The sequence below is a fragment of the Helicobacter pametensis ATCC 51478 genome (genome assembly GCF_000518225.1).
GTDB classification, from domain to species: Bacteria; Campylobacterota; Campylobacteria; order Campylobacterales; family Helicobacteraceae; genus Helicobacter_G; species Helicobacter_G pametensis.
The window spans coordinates 154,511-175,487 of sequence record NZ_JADE01000006.1 but is presented as its reverse complement, the minus strand read 5'-3'; the positions used below and the strand labels follow the sequence as shown (position 1 = coordinate 175,487).

Sequence of the window (20,977 nt, the reverse complement as noted above, 5' to 3'; positions counted from 1 at the left end):
ATGCAGACAACCCCCATCCTTGATCAAAGCCAAGAACACAGCGAAAGAGAACTTCAACTTGCCCAAAGCTTTGAAAAAATGATGCAAGATTACACAGGTTTGCTAGATATGGATGTGATTTTTGATGCACAGCTTGCCTCAATCAAACTTACCCTAAGAGACATTTTACGATTAGAAAAAGGATCGGTGATTGACTTGCAAAAGCCAGCAGGAGAAGGGATCGAAGCATTTGTCAATGGTCGTGTTATCGGCAAGGGTGAGGTTATGGTTTATGAAAAGAATCTTGCAATCCGCATCAACGAGATCCTTGATTCTGATGCAATCATGTATTACATCACACGCGAGCAATTCTCTTGAGATTCTTGCTTATCCTCACTTGCTTCATCGCTCAAGTGTGGGCAGCTTTTGCTTCCAGTGATATCACCCTCTCTTTGACCAAAGATCATCTTCGATTTTCACTTCCCACTCAAGCTAAATTTACTATTCAAACCACTGCTCAAGGATTAGAAATTTTAATCCAAGATGATTTTAAGGAAAAAGAATGGAGCAAGGCTCTGATGCCTCCTTTTTCTCTTTTGCAGCTTCGCTCCATTCATCCCAATCAAACACTTCTTCTTATCCAAGCACAAAATCAAACCCTCTCCTATTCTTACTCCAAAGATTCAGATGCAATTCATTTTTCTGTTTGGGCAATCCCTTCAATTTCATGGTGGCGATACTTTGCCGTCCTTGCACTCCTCATTGTATTGATTGGTTTTTTACTCTTTCTCAAAAAGCGACAAAGGATCAAAAATCTACCTCAAACATTTCAATTTCATGAGTTTTATCTCAATAAATCTTCAAAAATCATTACACTCCAAAATCAAAATAAAGTCTTTACTATTTTTTCCAATGAGCAAGGCTGTGTCCTCCTTGAAAGCAAAGATCTTGGCAAGGAATTTACACTTAAAGAGGATTAGGTGAAGAGATATCGACTTGCTCTTACTTTTGTTGTCTCACTTCTCCTCCATGCCCTCCTCCTTGCTTTTTTGATCCACTCCAATACAAAAGGATTCAAAAAAGGAACAGGCGATAATCCCAAAATCAAAATTTCCTCATTTGAGTTTGCTCAATTTGATTCCAAAGCACAACTTCCATCCAATCCACTTCCTCAGCAACAACAAAAATCCTCATCCAAACAGACAAAAAACAAACCCAAAAACAAAGAAGATAAAAAACCAAAACCACCCAAAGAAACCCCATCCAAAACCACTCAAGCACCCAAACAAGATGCCAAAGATTCAGAACTCAAAGAGAATCAGCAAGAAAGCCTGCAAGAATCTTCTCCACAAGATATTCCCAATCAAACACAAGATTTGATGACACAGACCACCCCACAAATTCCTATTGAGCAAACTTTTAGCTACCAACTAGCAGACACACAAACCAAAAAAATCATTAGCGAATTTTATGGAGCAGAATTTGGTCAGCTTGGACGAGAGGAGCAAGAATATATTCTCAACAATCTTGCCTATATCGGAAGAATCACACAAAGCTATTTACGCTATCCCCCAAATGCTGGGATGCTGGCTCAAAGTGGGGGCAATGTTGTAGAGTTTTATCTACATCCCAATGGAGACATCAGCGATCTTAAGATTATCAAACCTAGTGGTTTCATTCTCCTAGATCGCAATAGCATTAAAACCATTGAGATTGCCTACAAAGACTATCCTCACCCCAAAAGCAAAACACTGATTCGCTTTTATATCAATTATTATTTGATTCGTCGTTAGGGAGCATAGATCATTGGAAAACTTTGTGGCACTTTGGATGTAATTTTTCCAAACAAAAACCTCATACCCACACTTAGATTCAAAAGTGGCTGAATCTTTCCTCCAAATCGCGTATCCATCCCAAAATACATCCTCATCACATCATTGATCAAGAGATTCCCCCCAGCTCTAATTTTCAAATTAAAATTATCATCATTATCAATATGAACTTGATTGAATGATGTGGAAATCATCTTGCCTCCACCAGCATGAAAAGTATATTCAATCCCAGCTCCCACAAATACATCACCCTTGATTTGATCACCATCAAATCTCCGTCCAAAATCCACACTCAATGAAGTATATAAAGGGAGAGAATCATCAACAAATCCCCAAAAATTATAATTTGCAATAGAGGCAAATTCCATTTTAAAAGATGGCAAATATCCAAGCGTGATTTTTCCCTCAGGCTTGAGATAATAAAAGCTTCTTTGAAAATCAGGTGTCATAATAGGCAAGCGAAATTTTTTCCCAGCCTCAATAGACATAATCAATCCATGGGTATTGAAGCTTTTTTTGTTTCCCTCAAGCTCCATATAAAACAAATCAAATGCATTTTGAGAGAAATAATATTTCAAATATGCATCGATATATAACCCATGATCAAACAAAAAGCTATCATAAACACTCAATCCATACAGGACAGAATCTCCTTTGAAATATGGCACTTGGATTCCCCCTCCAAAATCCCAAAAATTCATCACTTCAAAAGATAAACCCAAAAAGTTTCTTCCAGATGGAGTAAAAAAATTATAGTCAGACCCCAAGGCGATACTTGAATACATCTCAAGAGAATCCGTAGAGTGCAAGGTTTCTAAAGACAACATCAAACCATAGCGATACTTTAGCCATGCGCCGCTTAGGGCGTTGAAACTCCTCAGATCTCCCAATCTTGTATGCAAATTCTCCTCTTGTGCCAAAAATAGCTTAAATTGTGAAGACAAAAGAGAATTGATCACTCTAGCAGATGTCGACAAATTTGGCTTGACTGGTTGGATAGGTGGATCTGGTGGCACAGGATCTGGCGGAATAGGATCTGGGGGTGGTGGATCTGGAGGTGGAGGGTCTGGTGGGATAGGGGGATCTGGTGGGAGTGGATCCTCTTTTTTTACACCCAAAATCCAATCATACCCCACCACTTCTCCCGCTTCATTTTTGAGCTCAATCTTAGTCAGCTTGGTATCATATTCAAAAACTCCAAGAGAACTCTTAGCTCCGACAAATTCTCCTCCCCCAGCTGTGCTTGATTGAGATGCCACGACGATATAGTCATCATAAAGATTGGCTTGAAGCAGGGTTTGATCCAAATTGTTGGGATTCCAAAAAATTTGAATATGATGCCTTCCCTCCAAACTTCTAGTTTGGATTTGATCTGTTGCAAGTGTTTTGCCTCTTTCATCTTTCCCCCATGATGCGCGATTTAAAACGCCATGAAGCTTGAATATCCCTCCATCTCCCTTGATAGAATCTACTTTCAACAAAATGCGATTGTTTAGATTGATCTGATCGAGTGCTCTTTTGGTCTCAGAAAAAGGCTCAAACTGAAAATCTACGATATTTTGATTGGCAATTTCTAAAGTTTTAAGTGTTGAATTTTCTCCTATCAACCACTGAGATTGATTGTTCAAAGAAAGTGTTCCGCCTATGGGATTTTCTTGTATAAAAGTTCCATAAATTTTAGAATTTTCAAGCGAGAAATGGATCTTTTGCTCTTGAGTTTTTGAGAAATGCACCTTTGCCTTAAGGGTCGAATCTTGAGTAGCACTCAAAGACATTTTGGGAAAATCACTGACAAACATTTCAAAATTTGCCTTCATTCCACTCCATTCAATTTTATTTTCAGATCCCCCTCTCATTAAATTGATTTTTCCCTCAAATAGGCCTTGTTTTCCATAATATTCAAGCTTTTCTCCACTATCCCTCATAATCAAATCAGCCTTAATCGTGGAATACTCTTGTGTGATTTTTACTTTTGCAGAATCTTCAACATCAATTTTTCCCTGAAACAATGAATTGTGTTTCAAAGACATAGTGGTTTGAGCATTATTAACAAGCTTGATCTCTCCCTTCAGGCTTCCTTCAAGCAAGTCATAAACACCTTTTGCAAAATTTTTACCCTCCAAATTTCCATGCAAGATTGCCCCACTTGTGATCTTAAATTCCACCCTTGCTTCATCACTCAAAGATGTATCAAACTCTCCCTTGGCTCTTTGAGTGAAAGTAAGTTTAGATTCAGTGTTTAAATTTGCCTTAAGCCATCCTTTCAATAATGAATTCTCATCTATGATACTTGCCTGCACACTTCCCTTATTCTGCAGAGTGATTTCTGCCTCATAACTTGATCCACCAGAAACATTGATGATCGTATTTCCACTTGTTTGAATTGTGCTTTTGAGCTGACTTTGGGTAGACAGTGTGATGAAATTGGCATTTTGCTCACTCATAATATTAAATTCTCCACTAGAGTGATTAGCCAATTTTAGATCCAAAATCGCATTATCTCTTGATTGAAGAGATCCTTGAAGGGTGCTAGAATCCAAAGATAGATCGATACTTGATTGTCCGCTTGCCTCAATTTCTGAAGACATTTTTGAAGAAAAAAACTGCAAAGTTGTAATGGAATCATTCTCTAAGCGCATTTTCCCCTCAAAGAGCGAAGCTGTACTTTTGAAATTTCCCTCGAGAGTTCCTTGAGAAAAAATATCACCTTTCAAATAAATTGCATTAGAGGTTTGGTCAGGATTGATTTGGACATTTCCTCCAGCATTGAGATCAAAAATGCTTCTATATTTCCCACCCAAGCTCCCTTTTGCATGTGAAACATCGATGTTCAAATCATTATTAAACACTAGCCTCCCCCCACCAGCAATTCTAAAAATAGAAAATAATGAGGCACCAACTGGAATCATGACTGCCATTTTTGTATCAATGCTTAACTGCCCTCTCCCTCGTATATCAAAAAGACTCTTGATGTATTCTGTAGATATATTTCGAATATTGACAGAAAATGTGCCATTACCCTCAATACTTCTATTTTTTGATCCCTCTAAAATATATAGAGAAGTTGCACTTTCGTTGATAACTCCAGTAATAGATAGGATATCCACCCACAATCCACTTTCTAAAACCAAGCTCCCCCCATAACGAGAAGTACCTAAATCTGTAGCACTATTTAAATTAACACGCAAGACCGTATCTTTGGCACTGACATTGATCAAGTCCAATGATCCTTGTCCAGTTTTATCCAATTCCAGCCAGCTTGATGCTCCATACATCATCAATGCACAACAAGGAATTAAGATGATTTTTTTCATTATTTTAAAGCACTAGCAATCATTTGCACAATAGGCAAATCAATAGGACACAAAGGCTCACAATCTCCACACTGCGTGCAAGAAGAAAGGATTTGGACCACCTCATCCCTTAGCTGTATTTTTTGAGATTCTAAAAGAGTGCATAGATGAAGATATCCCCTTGGAGAATAAACCTCATCCAAACTCTCCATAAAAGTCGGACAGCTTGGATTGCATCGTGCACATTTTACGCAAACTGCATTCATCAAAGTGTTTTACTAAATCGATTCTGATCAGTGATCTTTGGAAGATAAGCATCAAATTCCATTGCAATATTGCGTATAAGCATCCCTCCTGTAGGAGTAGCCCAAAACCCATCTTCATTCATCTCCAAAAGACCAATCTCTTGATACTCCTTCAATGCCTCCAAAGCTTGAGCAAAATGGCTCTTGCAATCAATCCCAAAACGCTCATCAAACTTGGCATATTCAAGACGCATATTATTCATTATCTCCATAATCACCTCTTTTCTGAGGCGATCTTCACTGGAGAGCCAGATCCCCTTATGCACAGGAAGTTTCTCCAAATCAAGACTAGCCATATAATCTTTAAGATCTTTTTGGTTTTGGACATAATAATCCCTTCCCTCACCAATACTTGTCACACCAATCCCAATAGTTTGCGAGAATCCACGCGTTGTATATCCTTGAAAGTTGCGTCTCAATTCTCCATTTTGCATCGCCAAAAAGAGCTCATCATCACGCTTAGCAAAATGATCCATACCTATGAGTTCATAACCATTTTCTTTCAGAAATTCAATGCTTGATTTTAAGATCTTAATTTTTTCCTGAGGGGTTGGTAGGGCTTCTTGGGGAATCATTTGCATGGTTTTTTTGATCCAAGGCATATGTGCATAATTAAAAATTGCCAAACGATCTGGATCAAGAGAAATCACTGTATCCAAAGTTTCCAAAAAGCTCTTTTGATTCTGATAGGGAAGTCCAGAGATTAAATCAAAATTGATTGACTTAATCCCTGCATCTCTAGCAATCTTCACAGCATTTGAAACAAGCTCAACACTTTGGAATCGATTGATTGCTTTTTGCACGATTGGATTGAAATCTTGCACACCAAAGCTTACACGGTTAAATCCACCCTCTTTGAGCACCTTCATCTGCTCTGCATTGAAAAATCTAGGATCAATTTCGCAACTTGCCTCAATATTGGGAGCAAAATTAGGGAAAGCCTGATGCAAAAGTGAAATCACATATTCCAAATGCTTGGCCTGAAAAAATGTGGGCGTCCCTCCACCAAAGTGAAGCTGAATCACTTCTCGCTTGGTATCTAGATACCTAGCAAGCAACTCAAGCTCTTTTTTGATATAGGGGAGATAGCCCTGCTTCTTCTCTTCACTGCTTGTATAAATCACATTACAACCACAGAAATAACAAGCACTCTTACAAAATGGAAGATGGACATAAAGAGAGAGTGGAATATCTGTCTGATTGGATGCTTGCAAGGCACGAATATAGTCTGTCTCTTGGAATCCCTCATGAAACTCAACGGCAGTCGGGTAACTTGTATAACGAGGACCAGACTTAGAATACTTGGCTATTTTGTCAAAATCTATCATTTTTTATTTCCTTAGATATTCATCGATATTAAAAAACAAATTAGAGTGCTCACGCTTAATCTCCTCAATCAGCTCAGCAGAATCAACCTCTCCAAGCTCAAGATTGCGCTCTTTAAGCTTTGCTTTAGCAACACTCAACACATCCTCAAAATCTAAAGGCATTTGATTGGCAATATCGCGCTCAAGAGAAATAGCAAACCTCTCCTCTTGTGCCTTTTTCATCCCATCAAGGAGTTTTTGAAGGATGCTTGTGGAAATCAACACATACTCTTCTCCATTTTCATCACTGACAAAGCAAGGCTTTCCCAGACTAAGATCCCCATCCTCAAGTTTAATACTGATACACCCCCCTTCTAGTCGTTTGAGATTCCCGCTTGTTATGTTTTTATTGAGCTCTAGCATCCATTCCCTTTATAGTTTTGGTGCAAATATACCATTATTCCTTTTTGGGCATGCAAACGATTCTCTGCCTCCAAAAACACTCTACTCTGCCCGCCCTCCAGCACTTCTTCGCTCACTTCATATCCACGATATGCGGGCAAACAGTGCAAAAAGATTGCATCTTTTTGAGCCAAACTCATCATCTTGCAATCAACTTGATATCCATCAAATGCCTTTACTCTAGCTTCCTTCTCATCTTCTTGCCCCATTGAAGCCCAAGTATCTGTAGTGACAACATTGGCTCCACTAACGGCCTCTTTGGGATCTTCTAAGAGTGTGATTTTAGCTCCACTATCTTGAGCAAAACCTTGGGCAAGACTCATAATCGCCAAATCCACACCATAGCCTTTAGGAGAAGCGATTCTGAGTTCAAATCCAAGCTTGCTTGCAAGCATAAGCCAAGAGTGCGCCATATTATTGCCATCTCCCACATAGGCCACAATGGGTTTTTGATCATCAAGAGAGATTCCGCACTCTATCATCGTCAGATAATCTGCTAAGAGTTGCACAGGATGAAAACTATCACTCAAGCCATTGATAACTGGCACAGGGCAATAGGCAGCAAATTCTTCAAGGCGACTATGTTCAAATGTGCGAATCATTACCATATCCACCATTGACCCAATCACTCTTGCCGTATCTTTAATAGGTTCTCCTCGACTAAGCTGAATCTCATTGGCTGAGAGAAACAACCCAATACCCCCAAGTTGATAAATCCCTGTCTCAAAACTCACTCGTGTCCGAGTCGAATTTTTTTCAAAAATCATTGCCAAAGTGCAATCTTTCATTAAAGGAGTAGGAATAGAGGACTTATGTTGCTGTTTGATGTTTTGAGCTATGGCGATGATTTGGAGGATTTCTTCCTTACTGTAGTCTTTGAGACTCAAAAAATCTTTCATGGATTCTCCTAATAAATGAGTTTATCTGCTTCTGGGATTTGGAGGATTATTATTGGGTAAGACATAGGGTTGAATAGAAATCACAACACCATTACTAAGATTCTTAAAAACTGTGTAATCCGCTGTTCTCTCATAAAGTATCTCTTGGTTATTCATCACAAAACGCTGAGTCAAAACTCCTTGCTTACTGATGCGCATTCCTCGACCTTGAAAAATATCATTTCCCAAAAAGATATCATCAAACAAATCCCCATAGCTCACAACACCAAAAATTTTCCGTGCTGCAAGAGACTTTGGAGCGCATTCCCCTTGAAAACAAACATCACTCTTTGTAATTTCAAGGGTTCCAATAGGCACTCCTGTCTGGAATAGATCTACATGAATTGCATAGTAACTGATACGCACTACAGCCAAATCATAAAATTTGATCATTGGCGTATTGAGTAAAACTAACTTTGTCCCTGAGATATGTTCTAATAATTCAAGTGAATTGGGATCTATCTCTGGCTGGCTTCCAAAAAATGATAGAAAATTCTCCCACCCTTGCTGGGTTTGAGTTGAAGAGCAGGCACCTAGACCAAGCATGATTGACAATCCCATAATCAATCTGCAAATCGAATTTTTCATGCCTACCCTTTCTCTGGCTTAAATTCTTAGAATTTTCCACTCAAAACTTTATGCCATACTTTTCCATCTAATTTGAGCTCCATGCTCACTTGACACAATCCATCTTTATAAACAGTCTCTGTGATTTCAGCATTACGGATCAGTGCTTGAACCTTTGTCTTAACAACAGAGTTTTGAAGCATCATATCCTTCACTGTATCCTGACCATTAACTCTGATTCCATACATTTTCTCGCCAATCTGTCTATAAGCATCCACAATCGCTGCTCTCTTAGCCAATGCTAGCGCCTGAGATGGAGAGACTGATGTTTCTGGTGCTACACCCATTCCCACAGCACTCAGCTCAATCGTATTATTTGCTGTGAGCATTGGAGAGTTTGGAATCATTGGCTCACCAGAATCTGCTTCTTCTTCAGGCTTTGCCATTTGTGTGGGAGCTTTTTGACTTGGTGGAGGAGTCTGAATCTCTGGAAGGGCAGGTAGTTCGATGCTATCTATAACCATCTTATTAACACGCTGAACCTGTGGCTCCATACTTTCTTGAGGCATCATATTCCCACTAGGCTGGCTATACACCATTGGGGGTTGCAATGGCACATAATTGGCCTGATAGTTTGCAGATGGAGGGATTAGTGCTGTATCACTAACACCATCGCTAAATGCACCACACCCGCTCAATCCCAAAGCCGCAATGCCAATCATACCTGAGTAAATTACCTTACTTCTCATGTATCTAATCCTTTATTTTGATTTAATGCCAAGATTAAAGCAAGATGTGTTCCACTTTATTTTGTGCTACATCTCAAATATCGATAAGTGGCCAAAACCTTTCCTAGATAGTATTGATTATCTAGATTGATCACAAAGTCTTTGCGACTATCGATCAAACTTGTCATTGTTTTTTGAATCAAGAAACGACATTTTGTGACATCATCAATCAATTCAATGGCATTTTTGACTCGATAAGTTGCATCTCCGATATATTCAAGCTCATAAATCATTTGCGTGAAATTAAACTTTAACTTTGAAGTAGATGAATTGGAATAAGTATGGATCATCTGATGTGAAGCCTTAAACTCAGTGTAAGCATCATTGAAGCGCACAACCTGTCGCTCCATCCTCCCCTCCAATTCATTGGAATTTAAAAAATCTAGGAGTGGCTTGGACTGGATCTGAATCTCCACACCACCATCCCTTAGTCTTTGCTTAAAATCTGTATATTCTGCTTGATAAGTATAGGTTTGAATGATCTGGGCCTTTTGTGCTCCACCATACATATACATCATCAAAGCACAAAGCCACACAAAACGCATTTCTCTTGCCTTAAAATCACAAAGTTTTGATTATCATTTTACAAAACAATCAAAGCGAGCAGAATGAAAAAAATAGCAATTTTGGGAAAACCAAATGTAGGCAAAAGTTCCCTTTTTAATCGTTTCCTAAAACAAAGAAAAGCCATTACATCAGATATTGCTGGAACTACACGAGATGTCAATTCATCGATTATGGATTTTGATGGACATTTTTTGGAGATTCTTGATACCGGAGGGATTGACACAAGCAATGCTCTCTTCTCCAAGGTCAAAGAACTAAGTCTTAAGAGTGCAAAAAATGCAGATATTGTCCTATATATGGTAGATGGCAAACTCCTTCCCCAAGAAGAAGATCGGGAGCTCTTTTTTACACTCCAAAAAATATGCAAACACTGTATTTTGGTCATCAACAAAATCGATAATGATAAAGAAAAACAGATGGGATGGGAGTTTGCAAATTTTGGAGCCAAAGAAAGCTTTATGATCTCAGTCAGTCACAATCGAGGAATCTTGGCTCTCAAAAACCATATCATCTCCTCTCTCAATCTCCCCCCTATTCAAGTCCTATCGCATTCTCAAGAAGATGAAAGCTTGGAAGATTTCTTATCTCAGCCATCCGATGAAGCAACTCTCCAGATTCCTCAAATCAATGTTGGGATCATTGGCCGTGTCAATGTGGGCAAAAGCTCTTTGCTCAATGCACTTCTTGGCAGCGAGAGAAGCGTCGTCAGCGATGTGGCTGGAACGACAATTGATCCAGTAGATGAGGAAATCACTTTCTTAGATCATCGTGTTTGTTTTGTAGATACAGCAGGGATTCGACGCAGAAGCAAGATTGAGGGGATCGAAAAATATGCACTTGATCGAACACAAAAGGTGCTAGAAAAAAGTGATATTGCTCTCCTTGTGCTTGATGTGAGTGAGGGCTTTGTCGAGCTTGATGAACGCATCAGCTCTCTTGTCAATAAATTCTCTCTTGGCGTGATTGTTGTGCTAAACAAGTGGGATATCAGAAATGGAGATTTTGAGATCATCACCAAAGAATACAAAAGAAAGTTTAAATTCTTAGAGTATGCCCCCTTTATCACAGCAAGTGCCAAATCCGGTCGCCATATCCATGAGATCAAAGCAAAAATCTTAGAAGTTTATGCCAACTACTCAAAACGCATCCCTACAGCCAAGCTCAATGAAATAATTTCAGAAGCCACAAAGCGTCATCAACTGCCAAGCGACCATGGAAAGATCGTCAGGATCTACTATGCCACACAATATGAGACATGTCCGCCTCAAATCGCTCTTGTCATGAATCGCCCAAAAGCTTTGCATTTTAGCTATAGACGCTATTTGGTGAATTATCTACGAGATCATTTTGATTTTGCTGGGACACCAATTCTTATCACAGCCAAAAACAAAGCAAACAAAAAAGATCAAGATTCTCAAGAAGAATAAAATCATAAAAAAGATAGGGGGATTTGGTTGCGGGAGACGGATTTGAACCATCGACCTTTGGGTTATGAGCCCAACGAGCTACCGGACTGCTCTATCCCGCGATAAAAAATATTGGGTTTTAAAAAGAAGAATGGCTGGGGTACAAGGATTCGAACCTCGGAATGCCTGGACCAAAACCAGGTGCCTTACCGCTTGGCGATACCCCAATGCAAACTGAAGTCGGCATTGTATAGAAAAGTTTTTCTCTTGTCAAGTAAATCTTCAAATTTTCTAAAACAAAGATCAAAAATTTAAAAAATTATGGCGAGAAGGCGAGAGAATCGAACTCCCCAGCAACTAGACACCTAGCCACTCAATGGGTTTGAAGCCCAAGGCGAACACCAGAATCGCTTGCCCTCCAAAACAAAATTTATTAAGTTAGAATTATATATCAAATCCCAACTTCATTGGAGAATTCCGTGACTGAATTGCTACAAGGCTTGCCAAAAGTTGATCTTCTACTTAAAGATTCGATGTTTTCTCACTGCACCCCATCCATCCTCAAAGTTTGCATCCAAAATACACTCTCTCAAAAGCGCCAAGAAATCCTCTCAGGCAAACAATCCACCCTTCATCTCAAAGAGCTCAAAGAAGAAATCTATGCACTCTATCTCTCCCAAACTCAAAGCACCATCAAACCTCTCATAAACGCCACAGGCATTGTCCTTCAGACCAACCTTGGCAGAAGCCTCTTGCATCCAAAGATCCTAGAGGAAATTACCCCTCTCCTCTCAAACTACAACAATCTTGAATATGACATTGCAAATGGAGAGCGCAGTGAACGCTACATTCATATCACCCACCTTCTAAAAACTCTCTTACATTGCGAAGATGCAATCGTAGTCAATAACAATGCAAGTGCCGTGCTTTTGGTATTGGATACATTTGGCAAAAATTATGAAGCAATCATTTCGCGTGGTGAGCTTGTAGAAATTGGAGGGGCTTTTAGAATCCCAGAGGTTATGAAAATCTCAGGGACAGACTTGATAGAAGTGGGAACAACCAACAAAACCCACATTTGGGATTATGCCAATGCAATCACAGAGCGCACAACCATCTTAATGAAAGTCCATCAATCCAACTTCAAACAAATCGGATTCTGTTCAAGTGTCGATTTTGCCGATCTCTCCAAACTTGCTCAAGAGCATAATCTGATCGATTATTATGATCTAGGAAGTGGCTATATGCAGGGACTTCAGATCCATGAGGAGCCAAGCATCCTAGAGCTCTCCAAACTCTCACCTTCTCTTTTGAGTTTTAGCGGAGACAAACTCTTTGGTGGCCCGCAGGCTGGGATCATCATTGGCAAAGCTCACCTCATCGCCAAATTGAAGCAAAATCATCTTTTGCGAGCTTTAAGAGTTGATAAATTTACAATTTTGGCTCTTGAAGCGACACTCCGAGCCTATATCCATCAAGAATATGACAAAATCCCTACAATCACGATGCTCAACGCCACTCTAGAAGAGCTTCATACAAAGGCTCAAAAACTTCATAATCGTTTGCAATCCATCCCTTATCTCAAACTCAGCATTGAGAGAGTAGATTCTCTAGCTGGAGGGGGGAGCCTACCTCAGACTCCCTTTCCATCTTATGGAATCTTGTGTCAAAGTTCACTTCTTAAAACACTAGCTTTTGAGCAAGCTCTAAGAAAAAAGGGGGTGATTAGCAGAATCATTCAAGATCATATTTGCTTAGATATACGATGTATCTTTGAACAAGATTTTGACAAAATCCATTTGATTTTCCAAAATCTCATGAAAGATTTTAGCAATGCACAATGATTTACTTATCGCTCTTGGAGGGCATATCGATCATGGCAAAACATCTTTTATCAAAGCACTCAATGGATTTGATGGGGATGAGCGCGATGAAGAGAAGCAGCGAGGAATCACACTAGATATTAGCTTCTCCAATCTCACTCTTCCAAAGCGCAACATCGCATTCATCGATGTCCCAGGACATGAGAAGCTTATCAAACATATGGTGGCTGGAGCCTTTGGTGTGGATTTATTTTGTCTCATCATCGCAGGAGATGATGGGATCATGCCCCAAACTCTTGAACATCTTCAGATCGCCAACTTTTTAGGGATTCCCCGCTGTATTTGCATCATCACCAAAACAGACAAAATCACCTCACAAAAACAACAAGAGCTCTCTCAAGATATCACCAAACTCTTTCAATCGCTACAGATTCACCTAGATCAAATTTTCCCCTTTAGCCTCATCTCCCAAAACGATGACAAACTAGCAATCATTGATTACCTTGCACACACTCCCAAGCCTCCCAAAAAAAATCTTGGATTTTTTCGCTACTACATTGATCGCTCTTTTAGCATTAGTGGAGCAGGATGTGTTGTCAGCGGAAGTGTGCTAAGCGGTGAAGTCAAAAAGGGGGATAAACTCTTAGTCTATGATTTGGGAAGAGAAGTCACTGTGCGCTCTCTTAAAATTCATTCTCATTTTGCTCAATCTGCTCTCCCATCCCAGCGTGCTGCACTCAATCTACATGGAATCTCCTCCAAAGAACTCAAACGCGGATATTTGCTAGCACCCAAGGGATATCTAAGGGGTTTTGATACTTTGGAGGTGATCTTGCATGAAGCACAAACTCTCCCCTCTTATGCAACCCTTCACATTGGAGCCAAAAAGATAAATGTCAAGATCACAATTCTCTCCAGACTTGCTCCCTCTTTATGTTTAGCGCGACTAAAAAGTGATGAAAAAATCTTTGCAATTTTTAAGGAAAGATTTATTTTGCGAAGCGATCATCAAACCCTATGTGGAGGGGAGATCCTCTCCCCCATCACAGACCCAATCAAAAAGTCTCAAAAACTCTCACTCCTTCAATCTTTGTATCATGAGGATTTTTTACATGCCTTTGAGATTCTCACTCAAGCACACCCTAGAGGATTTGGACTGATCTCAAGCACTCAACGCTTTGGACTTTCACACACTCAAGCGCTTCAAATCGCACACAATCTCAAAAATACCTTTGTTGATGATAAGAATCTTATTCTCTATCACAAAGAGACACAACACACCCTCCAATCCCTAATCTTGCAAACACTCCAAAAAAATCCAAAAGCTCTTCTCTCTGCCTCAAGCTTGCATATCAAATATCCTTGGGCTAGTGAAATCTATCTTCAACACATTCTTGATTCTATGCTTTGTGAGCGTCTCATCTGCAACAAAAATGGCTTATACACAAGTCCAAATAATTTCACACAAAATCCTCAAGATTTCATCACCCATAAAATCTATGAGATTTTAGATACTCAAGGATATGCGCCCCTTGCCCCATACAACATCTATGATGAACTAGGAATCGATCGCAAAGCCGGAGATCAATCACTCAAAAAACTCTGTGCATCCCAAAAAGTTGTCCGCCTTGAGCACAATCTCTTTGTAACCTCCAAACATCTCAATACGATTTTAAAACTTATGCGCCAAATCATTACTCAACAAGGCTATATCGACTTAATGCTCCTCAAAGCCAAGATGCCACTTTCACGAAAATATCTCATTGCATATCTAGATTACTTAGATCGCTTTGAAGATATTCAAAAAAATGATACAAAGCGTTACTTCAAACATCAAAGGAGTTAAATGTATCTCGATCTTCTTGCCAACCCTCCACTAATTGCATCCAATCACACACAGCTTCTCTCAAGAAGAAGTCAGAATCTCCCTCCCATCTCTCAAGACCTTTTCAAAAAAAACCAGCGCGAGCTTTGTGCTCTTGGAGAATATTTTGGACTACAGGGTGGAGAAAATTTTTCATTTTTGAGTGGTGATTTTGTAGAGCTCTTTGTGCATCTTAGAGACAAAAAAATTGGTTTTGCCATTAGTAATCACCAACAAGCCTATCAAGCCTATAAGCTCACTCAAAATCTCTGTGATTTCACCCCCATCATTCCAGATCAAGAAAGTGGCATCATCAGCGCTCTTCCTGACTGCGATGTTTATATTCTTCCTCTTATCAATCAAGACCTGCTCACCCTAAACCCTATCTCTCAACTCAAAGCCAACATTCTCAACAAGAATCCAAATGCAATTTTTGTGATTGATATTAGTTATGCAGTGGCAAGAGGAGAGAAATTGGGGTTTGATCCTTGCCTGCAAACTATTTTGCTATGCGATGGGGAGAGCTTGGGATTTTTAAGAGGATATGGGATATATCTAACAACAGATCAACACTTCTCTCTCTTTCCACCCACAAGATATATCGATGGTCTCTACTCTGCAATCTTAGAAGAGATTCAAAGACGCGCAACACCAAACAAACAAGACTACAAAGATCAAGTCTTTGAGCTACTTCAAAAGGAACTTGGAGATGATATGATGCTTTTTGCACCTCTTACCTCCTCACTTCCCAACACATTGGCTCTACGCCTAAGACATATCAAAGCCAGAAGTCTTTTGCAAAGCCTTTTTCTTGAAGAAATTTTTGCTATCAATGGGCAAGAATGCTTATTTGGGTTTGCCTCCCCTTCATTTGTTTTGCAAGAAATGGGATACACTCAAGATCAAGCAAGAGAGCTTTTAAGTTTAAGTTTTGATGAGTTTTCACCTCATGTATTCAAAACTCTTGCTTCTCACTACAAAAATCTTAGAATCTTGGAGATATGACTATGATTTCACTTCGCGCTGCACTCGATCTTTTGTTTGCTCAGTCTCTTCCACTCTCAAGCCAATACACTCCACTTTTTGAATCCTATGGCAAGATCCTCTCTCAACCCATCCTAGCATCACGCAATCTCCCTGCATTTAGCAATTCTGCTATGGATGGCTATGCGATTGCTTCTATAGAATCTGAATATGAACTTGGAGGAAGCGTGCTGGCAGGTGAAATTGGGATTGATTTCATTCCCCCTCATCAGTGCATCAAAATTATGACTGGGGCCAAGATTCCATCTAATGCAATTGCAGTGATTCCCTTTGAGCACGCCACGATTTTAGATCACAAAGTCATCCCTACTCATCCCATCAAACAAAATCAAAACATCAAACTTTGTGGAGAAGATTATGCGCAAGGAAGTGCACTTTTGCGACAAGGAGAGAGATTGGATTATGCTGCTTTGGCACTTTTGGCCTCACAAGGCATCCACACAATTCCAACTTACAAAAAACACAAAATTGCAATTTTTGCAAGCGGTGATGAACTCAAAGAGCCTTGGGAAAGTGCCCAAGAGCATCAAATCTACAATACCAACGCAATCGCATATCACGCACTCCTACAAGAAGCAGGTTTTGAGAGTCAATATCTTGGAATCCTTCCTGATGATAAGGAGATTTTGCAAAATAGACTTAGCTCATTGGATGAATACGATGTTCTCATCACAAGTGGAGGGGCAAGCGTAGGAGAGGCAGATTTTTTTGAAGAAATACTCAAAGCCAAAAAGGCAGAGATCCTCTTCCATGGCATCAATATCAAACCTGGTCGCCCCATGCTTTGTGCTAGATTGAATCACACTCTGATTTTTTCTCTCCCTGGCAATCCACTCAGTGGAGCGCTCAACCTCATCACTCTTGTTCTCCCAACACTCCAAAAACTCAGCGGATCATCACAATATTTTCTTTCCACAGTTCGTGCCAAACATCAAGGAATGCTCAAACTCAAAAAAGGTAGAGCTCATATGATTTTGGGGATCTTTGATGGCTACTCATTTAGTCCTTTTATGGAAGGGAAATATGGATCTGGTTCGCTCAAGCCTCTTCAAGCCTGCAACGCAATCGCAATCTTTGATGAAGAAATCTCTAGTGTGCAAGATGGAAGAGAAATTGACATCATTCCCCTCCCATGTCGCTTTTCAAATCGGGTTTCTAAAATCATCAATTTGGATATAATCCAACATTAACTTATTTTAGTTTTTAACAAACAAAGGAAGTCAAATGAAACAGATTTTCAAAGCTTTTGCTCTCTCATCTATCGTGTTTTCTTCAGTTGTAGGGATGGAATTTGGAACAATGGGAAGCCAATCTTTTGGGATGGCCGGAGCTGGTGTGGCAGTCAAAAAATCCCCATGGGGGCTTTACTACAATCCTGCATTGATCGCTGCAGATAGTAGCTTTAAGCTTGGACTATTTGCCGAAGCACACTCAAGGAGCAAGAATTTCTGGAGTATTTTTAATCGTAATTTTAAAAATCTCAATGCAAAAGATATCCAAGATCTACAATCGCTACTCCAAGACAATAGCATTGGATTAGGCAGTCAAGATGGTGCGGTTTTGCAACTTCCTGATTTTGGTATTGGTGCCTTTGCTGTGGGAGGATTCCTTAAAATTGCCGCACAAGGTTCCGCTCATGCCAACTTGTCAGATCTAAGCCACAAAACAACAATCGAAGATCTTGGCCTAGGAGCAAAATTCTCAGCACTCACTTTGATTGAAGTCCCTGTTGGCTATGCATATGAATTTAAAACACCAGTTGGGGAATTAAGTATCGGTGTCGCAGCCAAATATATGAATTTCTCAGGCACAAGCGGTAATTTCAGATTCTCAAACAATGCCAACATTACAGATCCTTTCAAAAATCTTCTAAAGATCGATTTGGGCAAAAGTGTTTCAAATATCGGTGTAGATGTTGGTGTCGTTTATGAGCCAGTCAAATACATCACTTTAGGAGTTGTAGGCAAGAATCTCAATGCCCCATCATTTGATTTGGGATTTGATAAGATCAAAATCGATCCTCAAGCAAGAGCTGGGCTTGCTCTCAATATCGGATTTTGGACGCTGGCTGTAGATGGAGATCTAACCAAAAATAAATTCTTGGGTTCTGAGATCAACAATCAAATGATCAGCGTCGGATCAACTCTAGATTTCAAATATATTGCTCTCCGTGGAGGGATCGCAACAGATCTTCAAAACAAAGATGATCTAATTTTCTCTCTTGGACTTGGGCTTGCCTTCTTTGATGTGGGTGTTCAATTTGGAAAGAAAACAAACCCTCTCAATGGATTCCCGATGCCTGATTATTTGGCTGTCCAAGTTGGTGCTGGTTTCTCATTCTAACACCCCTCAAAAAGGGGGAGGATGTAAAAAACTTCAAAATTTTGTATAAAATCTCCTCTTTAAATCATCAAACTAGGGTTTTGCAAGCCTCCAAAAGGATATCAAGTGCGCCTCCTTTTTCTGCTGATTCCAATCTTTTATCTTCATGCCTTGGAAATCCAAGTCAATTTTGGTAAAGAGCAAAATCAAGATTTCTCTATCTTAAATCTCAAGCACAAAACCGCATTTGAATGTCTTGAAAACAAAGATGTATATGGGAAGATCACCTCTATCACATGCACTATTCCCAAAACCCCCATCAATAATTTTGTACCAACAAACACAGCCTTATTCAATCTCTCCAATGCAATCATCAATGGAAATCTAGTCCTTACCATCACTCCCAAATATCAGCTCAGACTTTTTGCAACTTTCCTTGATCTCAAAGCTCAAAATAGGATCCCAAAAGAGCGTCCCAAAAAATCCAAACAATGGCAAATCGTTGGCTTTAAGGACAAAATCCCCTTCTTATCCGATCACTCTAGCACAGGATTAAATTTCCCTATCCAAATCCCAAGCAACAACGATCTCTATATCACTCAACTTGACATCAACCTAAATCCACTTCACTATGAAGAAGGTTTGGACTTCAAACAGCTTCAAGGGATCAAGAATCTCTATGAACAAAAAAATTATAAACAAGCTATCAAGCAAGCATCAATAGCGCTCAAAACATATCCTGGCAGTATCTTTGAAAAAGATTTCTTGCTCTATAAAATCAAAGCAACCTCACACCTTCTCTCCAAAGAAAATCTTGATGATTTCATCTCATCCTCAATTGAATGGATCAAACAATCACCTTCAGACAAAAATATGCCTGAAATTCTCTATCATCTTGCCAATGCTTACATTCTCAATACATCAGATAAAGAAGCTTATTACAACTATAGGCGCATCATTGATGAATATCCACAAACAGAATGGAATGCGCTAGCCAAGATGCAACTAGCCAAACATTTCTCCGATCAATCCACACTCAAAGTCGCTCCCAATCTGTTTGCTGAAGCTTATGCACAAGCCCACTCCAAACAAATCAAAAATGAGATTCTGCTTGAGTGGGGACTTGCTTTGATATCGCGTGACAAAAAAGAAGCAAACAATCTCATCCAAACCATCATCAAAGATGATCCACAGTTTTTTCTTACAGATCCCAATCAAACCTCTCTCACTCTCAAAAAACTTGTAGCACACGATATGTATCATCTAGCATCACAGATCGGATCCCTTCTCTTTCCGCAAATTTCCAAAGAAGATTCATATCAAGAACAGCTTCTTTTTGATTTGGGCGATTGGTATGAGCAAGCAGATGATACAAAAGAAGCTCATCACTACAATCAACTCTATCTCAAATCTTTCCCAAACTCCAAACGGATAAAGACTGTTGCTGCACGAGATGATCGACTTCTTTTTAAAATGGGCAAAAATCTAAGCAATGATGAAAAAATTGCCCTCTATGATCAAATCATCCAAAAATATCCAAACACAGATGCTGCGCATGAGGCTTATCTCAAAAAAGCACAACTCCTTTTTGACCTCAAACAATACCCAGAGGTTTTAAAACTTCAAGAGTTTATCCCCCAATCTCCACTTATTGCACAAAGTAAAACACAAATCATCCTTGATCTCCTCAAAAACAAACAATGCAAGCAAATTCCCCATTTTTTCAAAGGAAGCAATACTCAAGATCTATCACACGAATCCAGAATTGAGCTCTTTGATTGCCTATATTCAATCGCTTATTATTCTGATGCCAAAAGCTTGATCCCTAATCTTGACCAGCAAGAAGCACAAAGCAATCTACCCTGGATCTATCGAACAAGCAAGGTTTTAAATAAACTTGGTGATTTTATTCAATCAAGAAAAGCTGGAGAAGATGCTCTAAGCCTTGCTCAAGCACTCAATGACAAACAATATCTTGATATTGGCTTCACACTCTTTGATGATCTTACTAAGCTCAATCTCATCTCACAAGCACAAAAACTTTTGCCTTTTTTGGAAAAAAATTTCAATCAAGATTCAAGGATGCTTGAAGTATGGTATGCATTGCTCAAAAATGCACAAACACTAGGAGATCAAAATGCTGTCCAAATCTATGCAAAAGAAATCCTTTCACTTCAACAAAAAATTAAATTTTTTGATTACACTCCCAATGTAGACTTTATCTTGATCTATTCACTGATGCAGAGCAAACAGTATGATCAAGCAAATACATATCTTGAATCCTTGCTCAAGCAAAAGATTCAGTCCAAAGATTTACAAAAAGCATTTTATATGCAAGGTGCACTCCTTAAGGCAATGGGTAAGGACTACAAAGCAAGCTTTGAGAAGTGTTTGCAAATCCAAGAACAGACAAATTGGCAAAATCTATGCAAAAAATCCCTACAAGATTAAAGGAATCTTTTTTGCTGACGATAGTTGCA

18 protein-coding genes and 3 tRNA genes are annotated in these 20,977 nt (G+C 39.4%); 10 read left to right on the top strand and 11 right to left on the bottom strand.

Annotated elements, in window-relative coordinates:
* The 3 genes from fliN to T391_RS0100930 are packed head-to-tail and all read left to right on the top strand — an operon-like array spanning position 1 to position 1,772.
* Positions 1–357, top strand: a complete 357-nt coding sequence (gene fliN / locus T391_RS0100940) for a flagellar motor switch protein FliN (RefSeq protein WP_027326768.1) — start codon at positions 1–3, stop codon at positions 355–357.
* On the top strand, positions 354–959 hold the full coding sequence (locus T391_RS0100935) for a hypothetical protein (protein ID WP_027326767.1): 606 nt from the start codon (positions 354–356) through the stop codon (positions 957–959). The genes fliN and T391_RS0100935 overlap by 4 nt, the downstream gene beginning before the upstream one ends.
* Positions 960–1,772, top strand: coding sequence for an energy transducer TonB (locus T391_RS0100930; protein ID WP_027326766.1), 813 nt, complete (start codon positions 960–962; stop codon positions 1,770–1,772).
* Here T391_RS0100930 and T391_RS0100925 read toward each other — a convergent pair.
* From T391_RS0100925 to T391_RS0100890, 8 genes are read right to left on the bottom strand one after another with little or no spacing between them, the layout of a single operon-like run.
* Positions 1,769–5,125 carry an autotransporter outer membrane beta-barrel domain-containing protein gene (locus T391_RS0100925; RefSeq protein ID WP_027326765.1) on the bottom strand — a complete coding sequence of 1,119 codons (3,357 nt, stop codon included), beginning with the start codon at positions 5,123–5,125 and terminating at the stop codon, positions 1,769–1,771. The genes T391_RS0100930 and T391_RS0100925 overlap by 4 nt on opposite strands.
* Entirely contained in the window at positions 5,125–5,370 is a 246-nt protein-coding gene (locus tag T391_RS0100920) for a 4Fe-4S dicluster domain-containing protein (protein ID WP_084340075.1), read from the bottom strand. Before T391_RS0100920 ends, T391_RS0100925 begins: the two co-directional genes overlap by 1 nt.
* Entirely contained in the window at positions 5,370–6,737 is a 1,368-nt protein-coding gene (hemN, locus tag T391_RS0100915) for an oxygen-independent coproporphyrinogen III oxidase (protein ID WP_027326763.1), read from the bottom strand. Before hemN ends, T391_RS0100920 begins: the two co-directional genes overlap by 1 nt.
* A gap of 3 nt (positions 6,738–6,740) precedes the next feature.
* Entirely contained in the window at positions 6,741–7,139 is a 399-nt protein-coding gene (locus T391_RS0100910) for a DUF2603 domain-containing protein (RefSeq protein WP_027326762.1), read from the bottom strand.
* Entirely contained in the window at positions 7,133–8,077 is a 945-nt protein-coding gene (gene argF / locus T391_RS0100905) for an ornithine carbamoyltransferase (RefSeq protein ID WP_027326761.1), read from the bottom strand. Before argF ends, T391_RS0100910 begins: the two co-directional genes overlap by 7 nt.
* 21 nt (positions 8,078–8,098) lie before the next feature.
* Complete coding sequence (locus T391_RS07510) at positions 8,099–8,704, bottom strand: hypothetical protein (RefSeq protein WP_051420501.1); 606 nt, start codon at positions 8,702–8,704, stop codon at positions 8,099–8,101.
* Between the two features lie 26 nt (positions 8,705–8,730).
* Positions 8,731–9,432 carry an LPP20 family lipoprotein gene (locus T391_RS0100895; RefSeq protein WP_027326760.1) on the bottom strand — a complete coding sequence of 234 codons (702 nt, stop codon included), beginning with the start codon at positions 9,430–9,432 and terminating at the stop codon, positions 8,731–8,733.
* A gap of 56 nt (positions 9,433–9,488) precedes the next feature.
* The gene (locus T391_RS0100890; RefSeq protein WP_027326759.1) at positions 9,489–10,016 is read right to left on the bottom strand and encodes a hypothetical protein; all 528 of its coding nucleotides are present in this window, start codon (positions 10,014–10,016) and stop codon (positions 9,489–9,491) included.
* Between the two features lie 63 nt (positions 10,017–10,079).
* Between T391_RS0100890 and der the strand changes: the two genes are divergently transcribed.
* Positions 10,080–11,465: a ribosome biogenesis GTPase Der gene (gene der, locus T391_RS0100885; protein WP_027326758.1), complete on the top strand. Its 1,386-nt coding sequence runs from the start codon at positions 10,080–10,082 to the stop codon at positions 11,463–11,465.
* 24 nt (positions 11,466–11,489) lie between these two features.
* On the opposite strand, the gene T391_RS0100880 is transcribed toward der, so the two are convergent.
* The 3 genes from T391_RS0100880 to T391_RS08560 all read right to left on the bottom strand — a co-directional run bounded on the left by T391_RS0100880 (position 11,490) and on the right by T391_RS08560 (position 11,864).
* Positions 11,490–11,566: transfer RNA gene (locus tag T391_RS0100880), tRNA-Met, on the bottom strand.
* A 30-nt stretch (positions 11,567–11,596) separates the two neighbouring features.
* Positions 11,597–11,671, bottom strand: a tRNA-Gln gene (locus T391_RS0100875).
* 95 nt (positions 11,672–11,766) lie between these two features.
* Positions 11,767–11,864: transfer RNA gene (locus tag T391_RS08560), tRNA-Sec, on the bottom strand.
* A 59-nt stretch (positions 11,865–11,923) separates the two neighbouring features.
* Here T391_RS08560 and selA point away from each other — a divergent pair.
* From selA to T391_RS0100845, 6 genes are all read left to right on the top strand, one after another.
* Entirely contained in the window at positions 11,924–13,288 is a 1,365-nt protein-coding gene (gene selA / locus T391_RS0100870; RefSeq protein WP_027326757.1) for an L-seryl-tRNA(Sec) selenium transferase, read from the top strand.
* Entirely contained in the window at positions 13,278–15,113 is a 1,836-nt protein-coding gene (gene selB, locus T391_RS0100865; protein ID WP_027326756.1) for a selenocysteine-specific translation elongation factor, read from the top strand. Before selA ends, selB begins: the two co-directional genes overlap by 11 nt.
* Positions 15,114–16,136, top strand: a complete 1,023-nt coding sequence (locus T391_RS07505; RefSeq protein ID WP_051420500.1) for a hypothetical protein — start codon at positions 15,114–15,116, stop codon at positions 16,134–16,136.
* A 2-nt stretch (positions 16,137–16,138) separates the two neighbouring features.
* Entirely contained in the window at positions 16,139–17,365 is a 1,227-nt protein-coding gene (locus T391_RS07500; protein WP_051420499.1) for a molybdopterin molybdotransferase MoeA, read from the top strand.
* 34 nt (positions 17,366–17,399) lie between these two features.
* Positions 17,400–18,518, top strand: coding sequence for a conjugal transfer protein TraF (gene traF, locus T391_RS0100850; RefSeq protein ID WP_027326755.1), 1,119 nt, complete (start codon positions 17,400–17,402; stop codon positions 18,516–18,518).
* A gap of 105 nt (positions 18,519–18,623) precedes the next feature.
* Entirely contained in the window at positions 18,624–20,948 is a 2,325-nt protein-coding gene (locus tag T391_RS0100845) for a tetratricopeptide repeat protein (RefSeq protein ID WP_027326754.1), read from the top strand.
* Positions 20,949–20,977: the final 29 nt, after the last annotated feature.

Coding starts and splice junctions, on each gene's coding strand:
- der (WP_027326758.1), top strand. CDS start 10,080: ATGAAAAAAATAGCAATTTTGGGAAAACCAAATGTAGGCAAAAGTTCC.
- T391_RS0100925 (WP_027326765.1), bottom strand. CDS start 5,125: ATGAAAAAAATCATCTTAATTCCTTGTTGTGCATTGATGATGTATGGA.
- fliN (WP_027326768.1), top strand. CDS start 1: ATGCAGACAACCCCCATCCTTGATCAAAGCCAAGAACACAGCGAAAGA.
- T391_RS07505 (WP_051420500.1), top strand. CDS start 15,114: ATGTATCTCGATCTTCTTGCCAACCCTCCACTAATTGCATCCAATCAC.
- T391_RS07500 (WP_051420499.1), top strand. CDS start 16,139: ATGATTTCACTTCGCGCTGCACTCGATCTTTTGTTTGCTCAGTCTCTT.
- traF (WP_027326755.1), top strand. CDS start 17,400: ATGAAACAGATTTTCAAAGCTTTTGCTCTCTCATCTATCGTGTTTTCT.
- argF (WP_027326761.1), bottom strand. CDS start 8,077: ATGAAAGATTTTTTGAGTCTCAAAGACTACAGTAAGGAAGAAATCCTC.
- T391_RS0100895 (WP_027326760.1), bottom strand. CDS start 9,432: ATGAGAAGTAAGGTAATTTACTCAGGTATGATTGGCATTGCGGCTTTG.
- T391_RS0100920 (WP_084340075.1), bottom strand. CDS start 5,370: ATGAATGCAGTTTGCGTAAAATGTGCACGATGCAATCCAAGCTGTCCG.
- T391_RS0100890 (WP_027326759.1), bottom strand. CDS start 10,016: ATGCGTTTTGTGTGGCTTTGTGCTTTGATGATGTATATGTATGGTGGA.
- T391_RS0100910 (WP_027326762.1), bottom strand. CDS start 7,139: ATGCTAGAGCTCAATAAAAACATAACAAGCGGGAATCTCAAACGACTA.
- selB (WP_027326756.1), top strand. CDS start 13,278: ATGCACAATGATTTACTTATCGCTCTTGGAGGGCATATCGATCATGGC.
- T391_RS07510 (WP_051420501.1), bottom strand. CDS start 8,704: ATGAAAAATTCGATTTGCAGATTGATTATGGGATTGTCAATCATGCTT.
- hemN (WP_027326763.1), bottom strand. CDS start 6,737: ATGATAGATTTTGACAAAATAGCCAAGTATTCTAAGTCTGGTCCTCGT.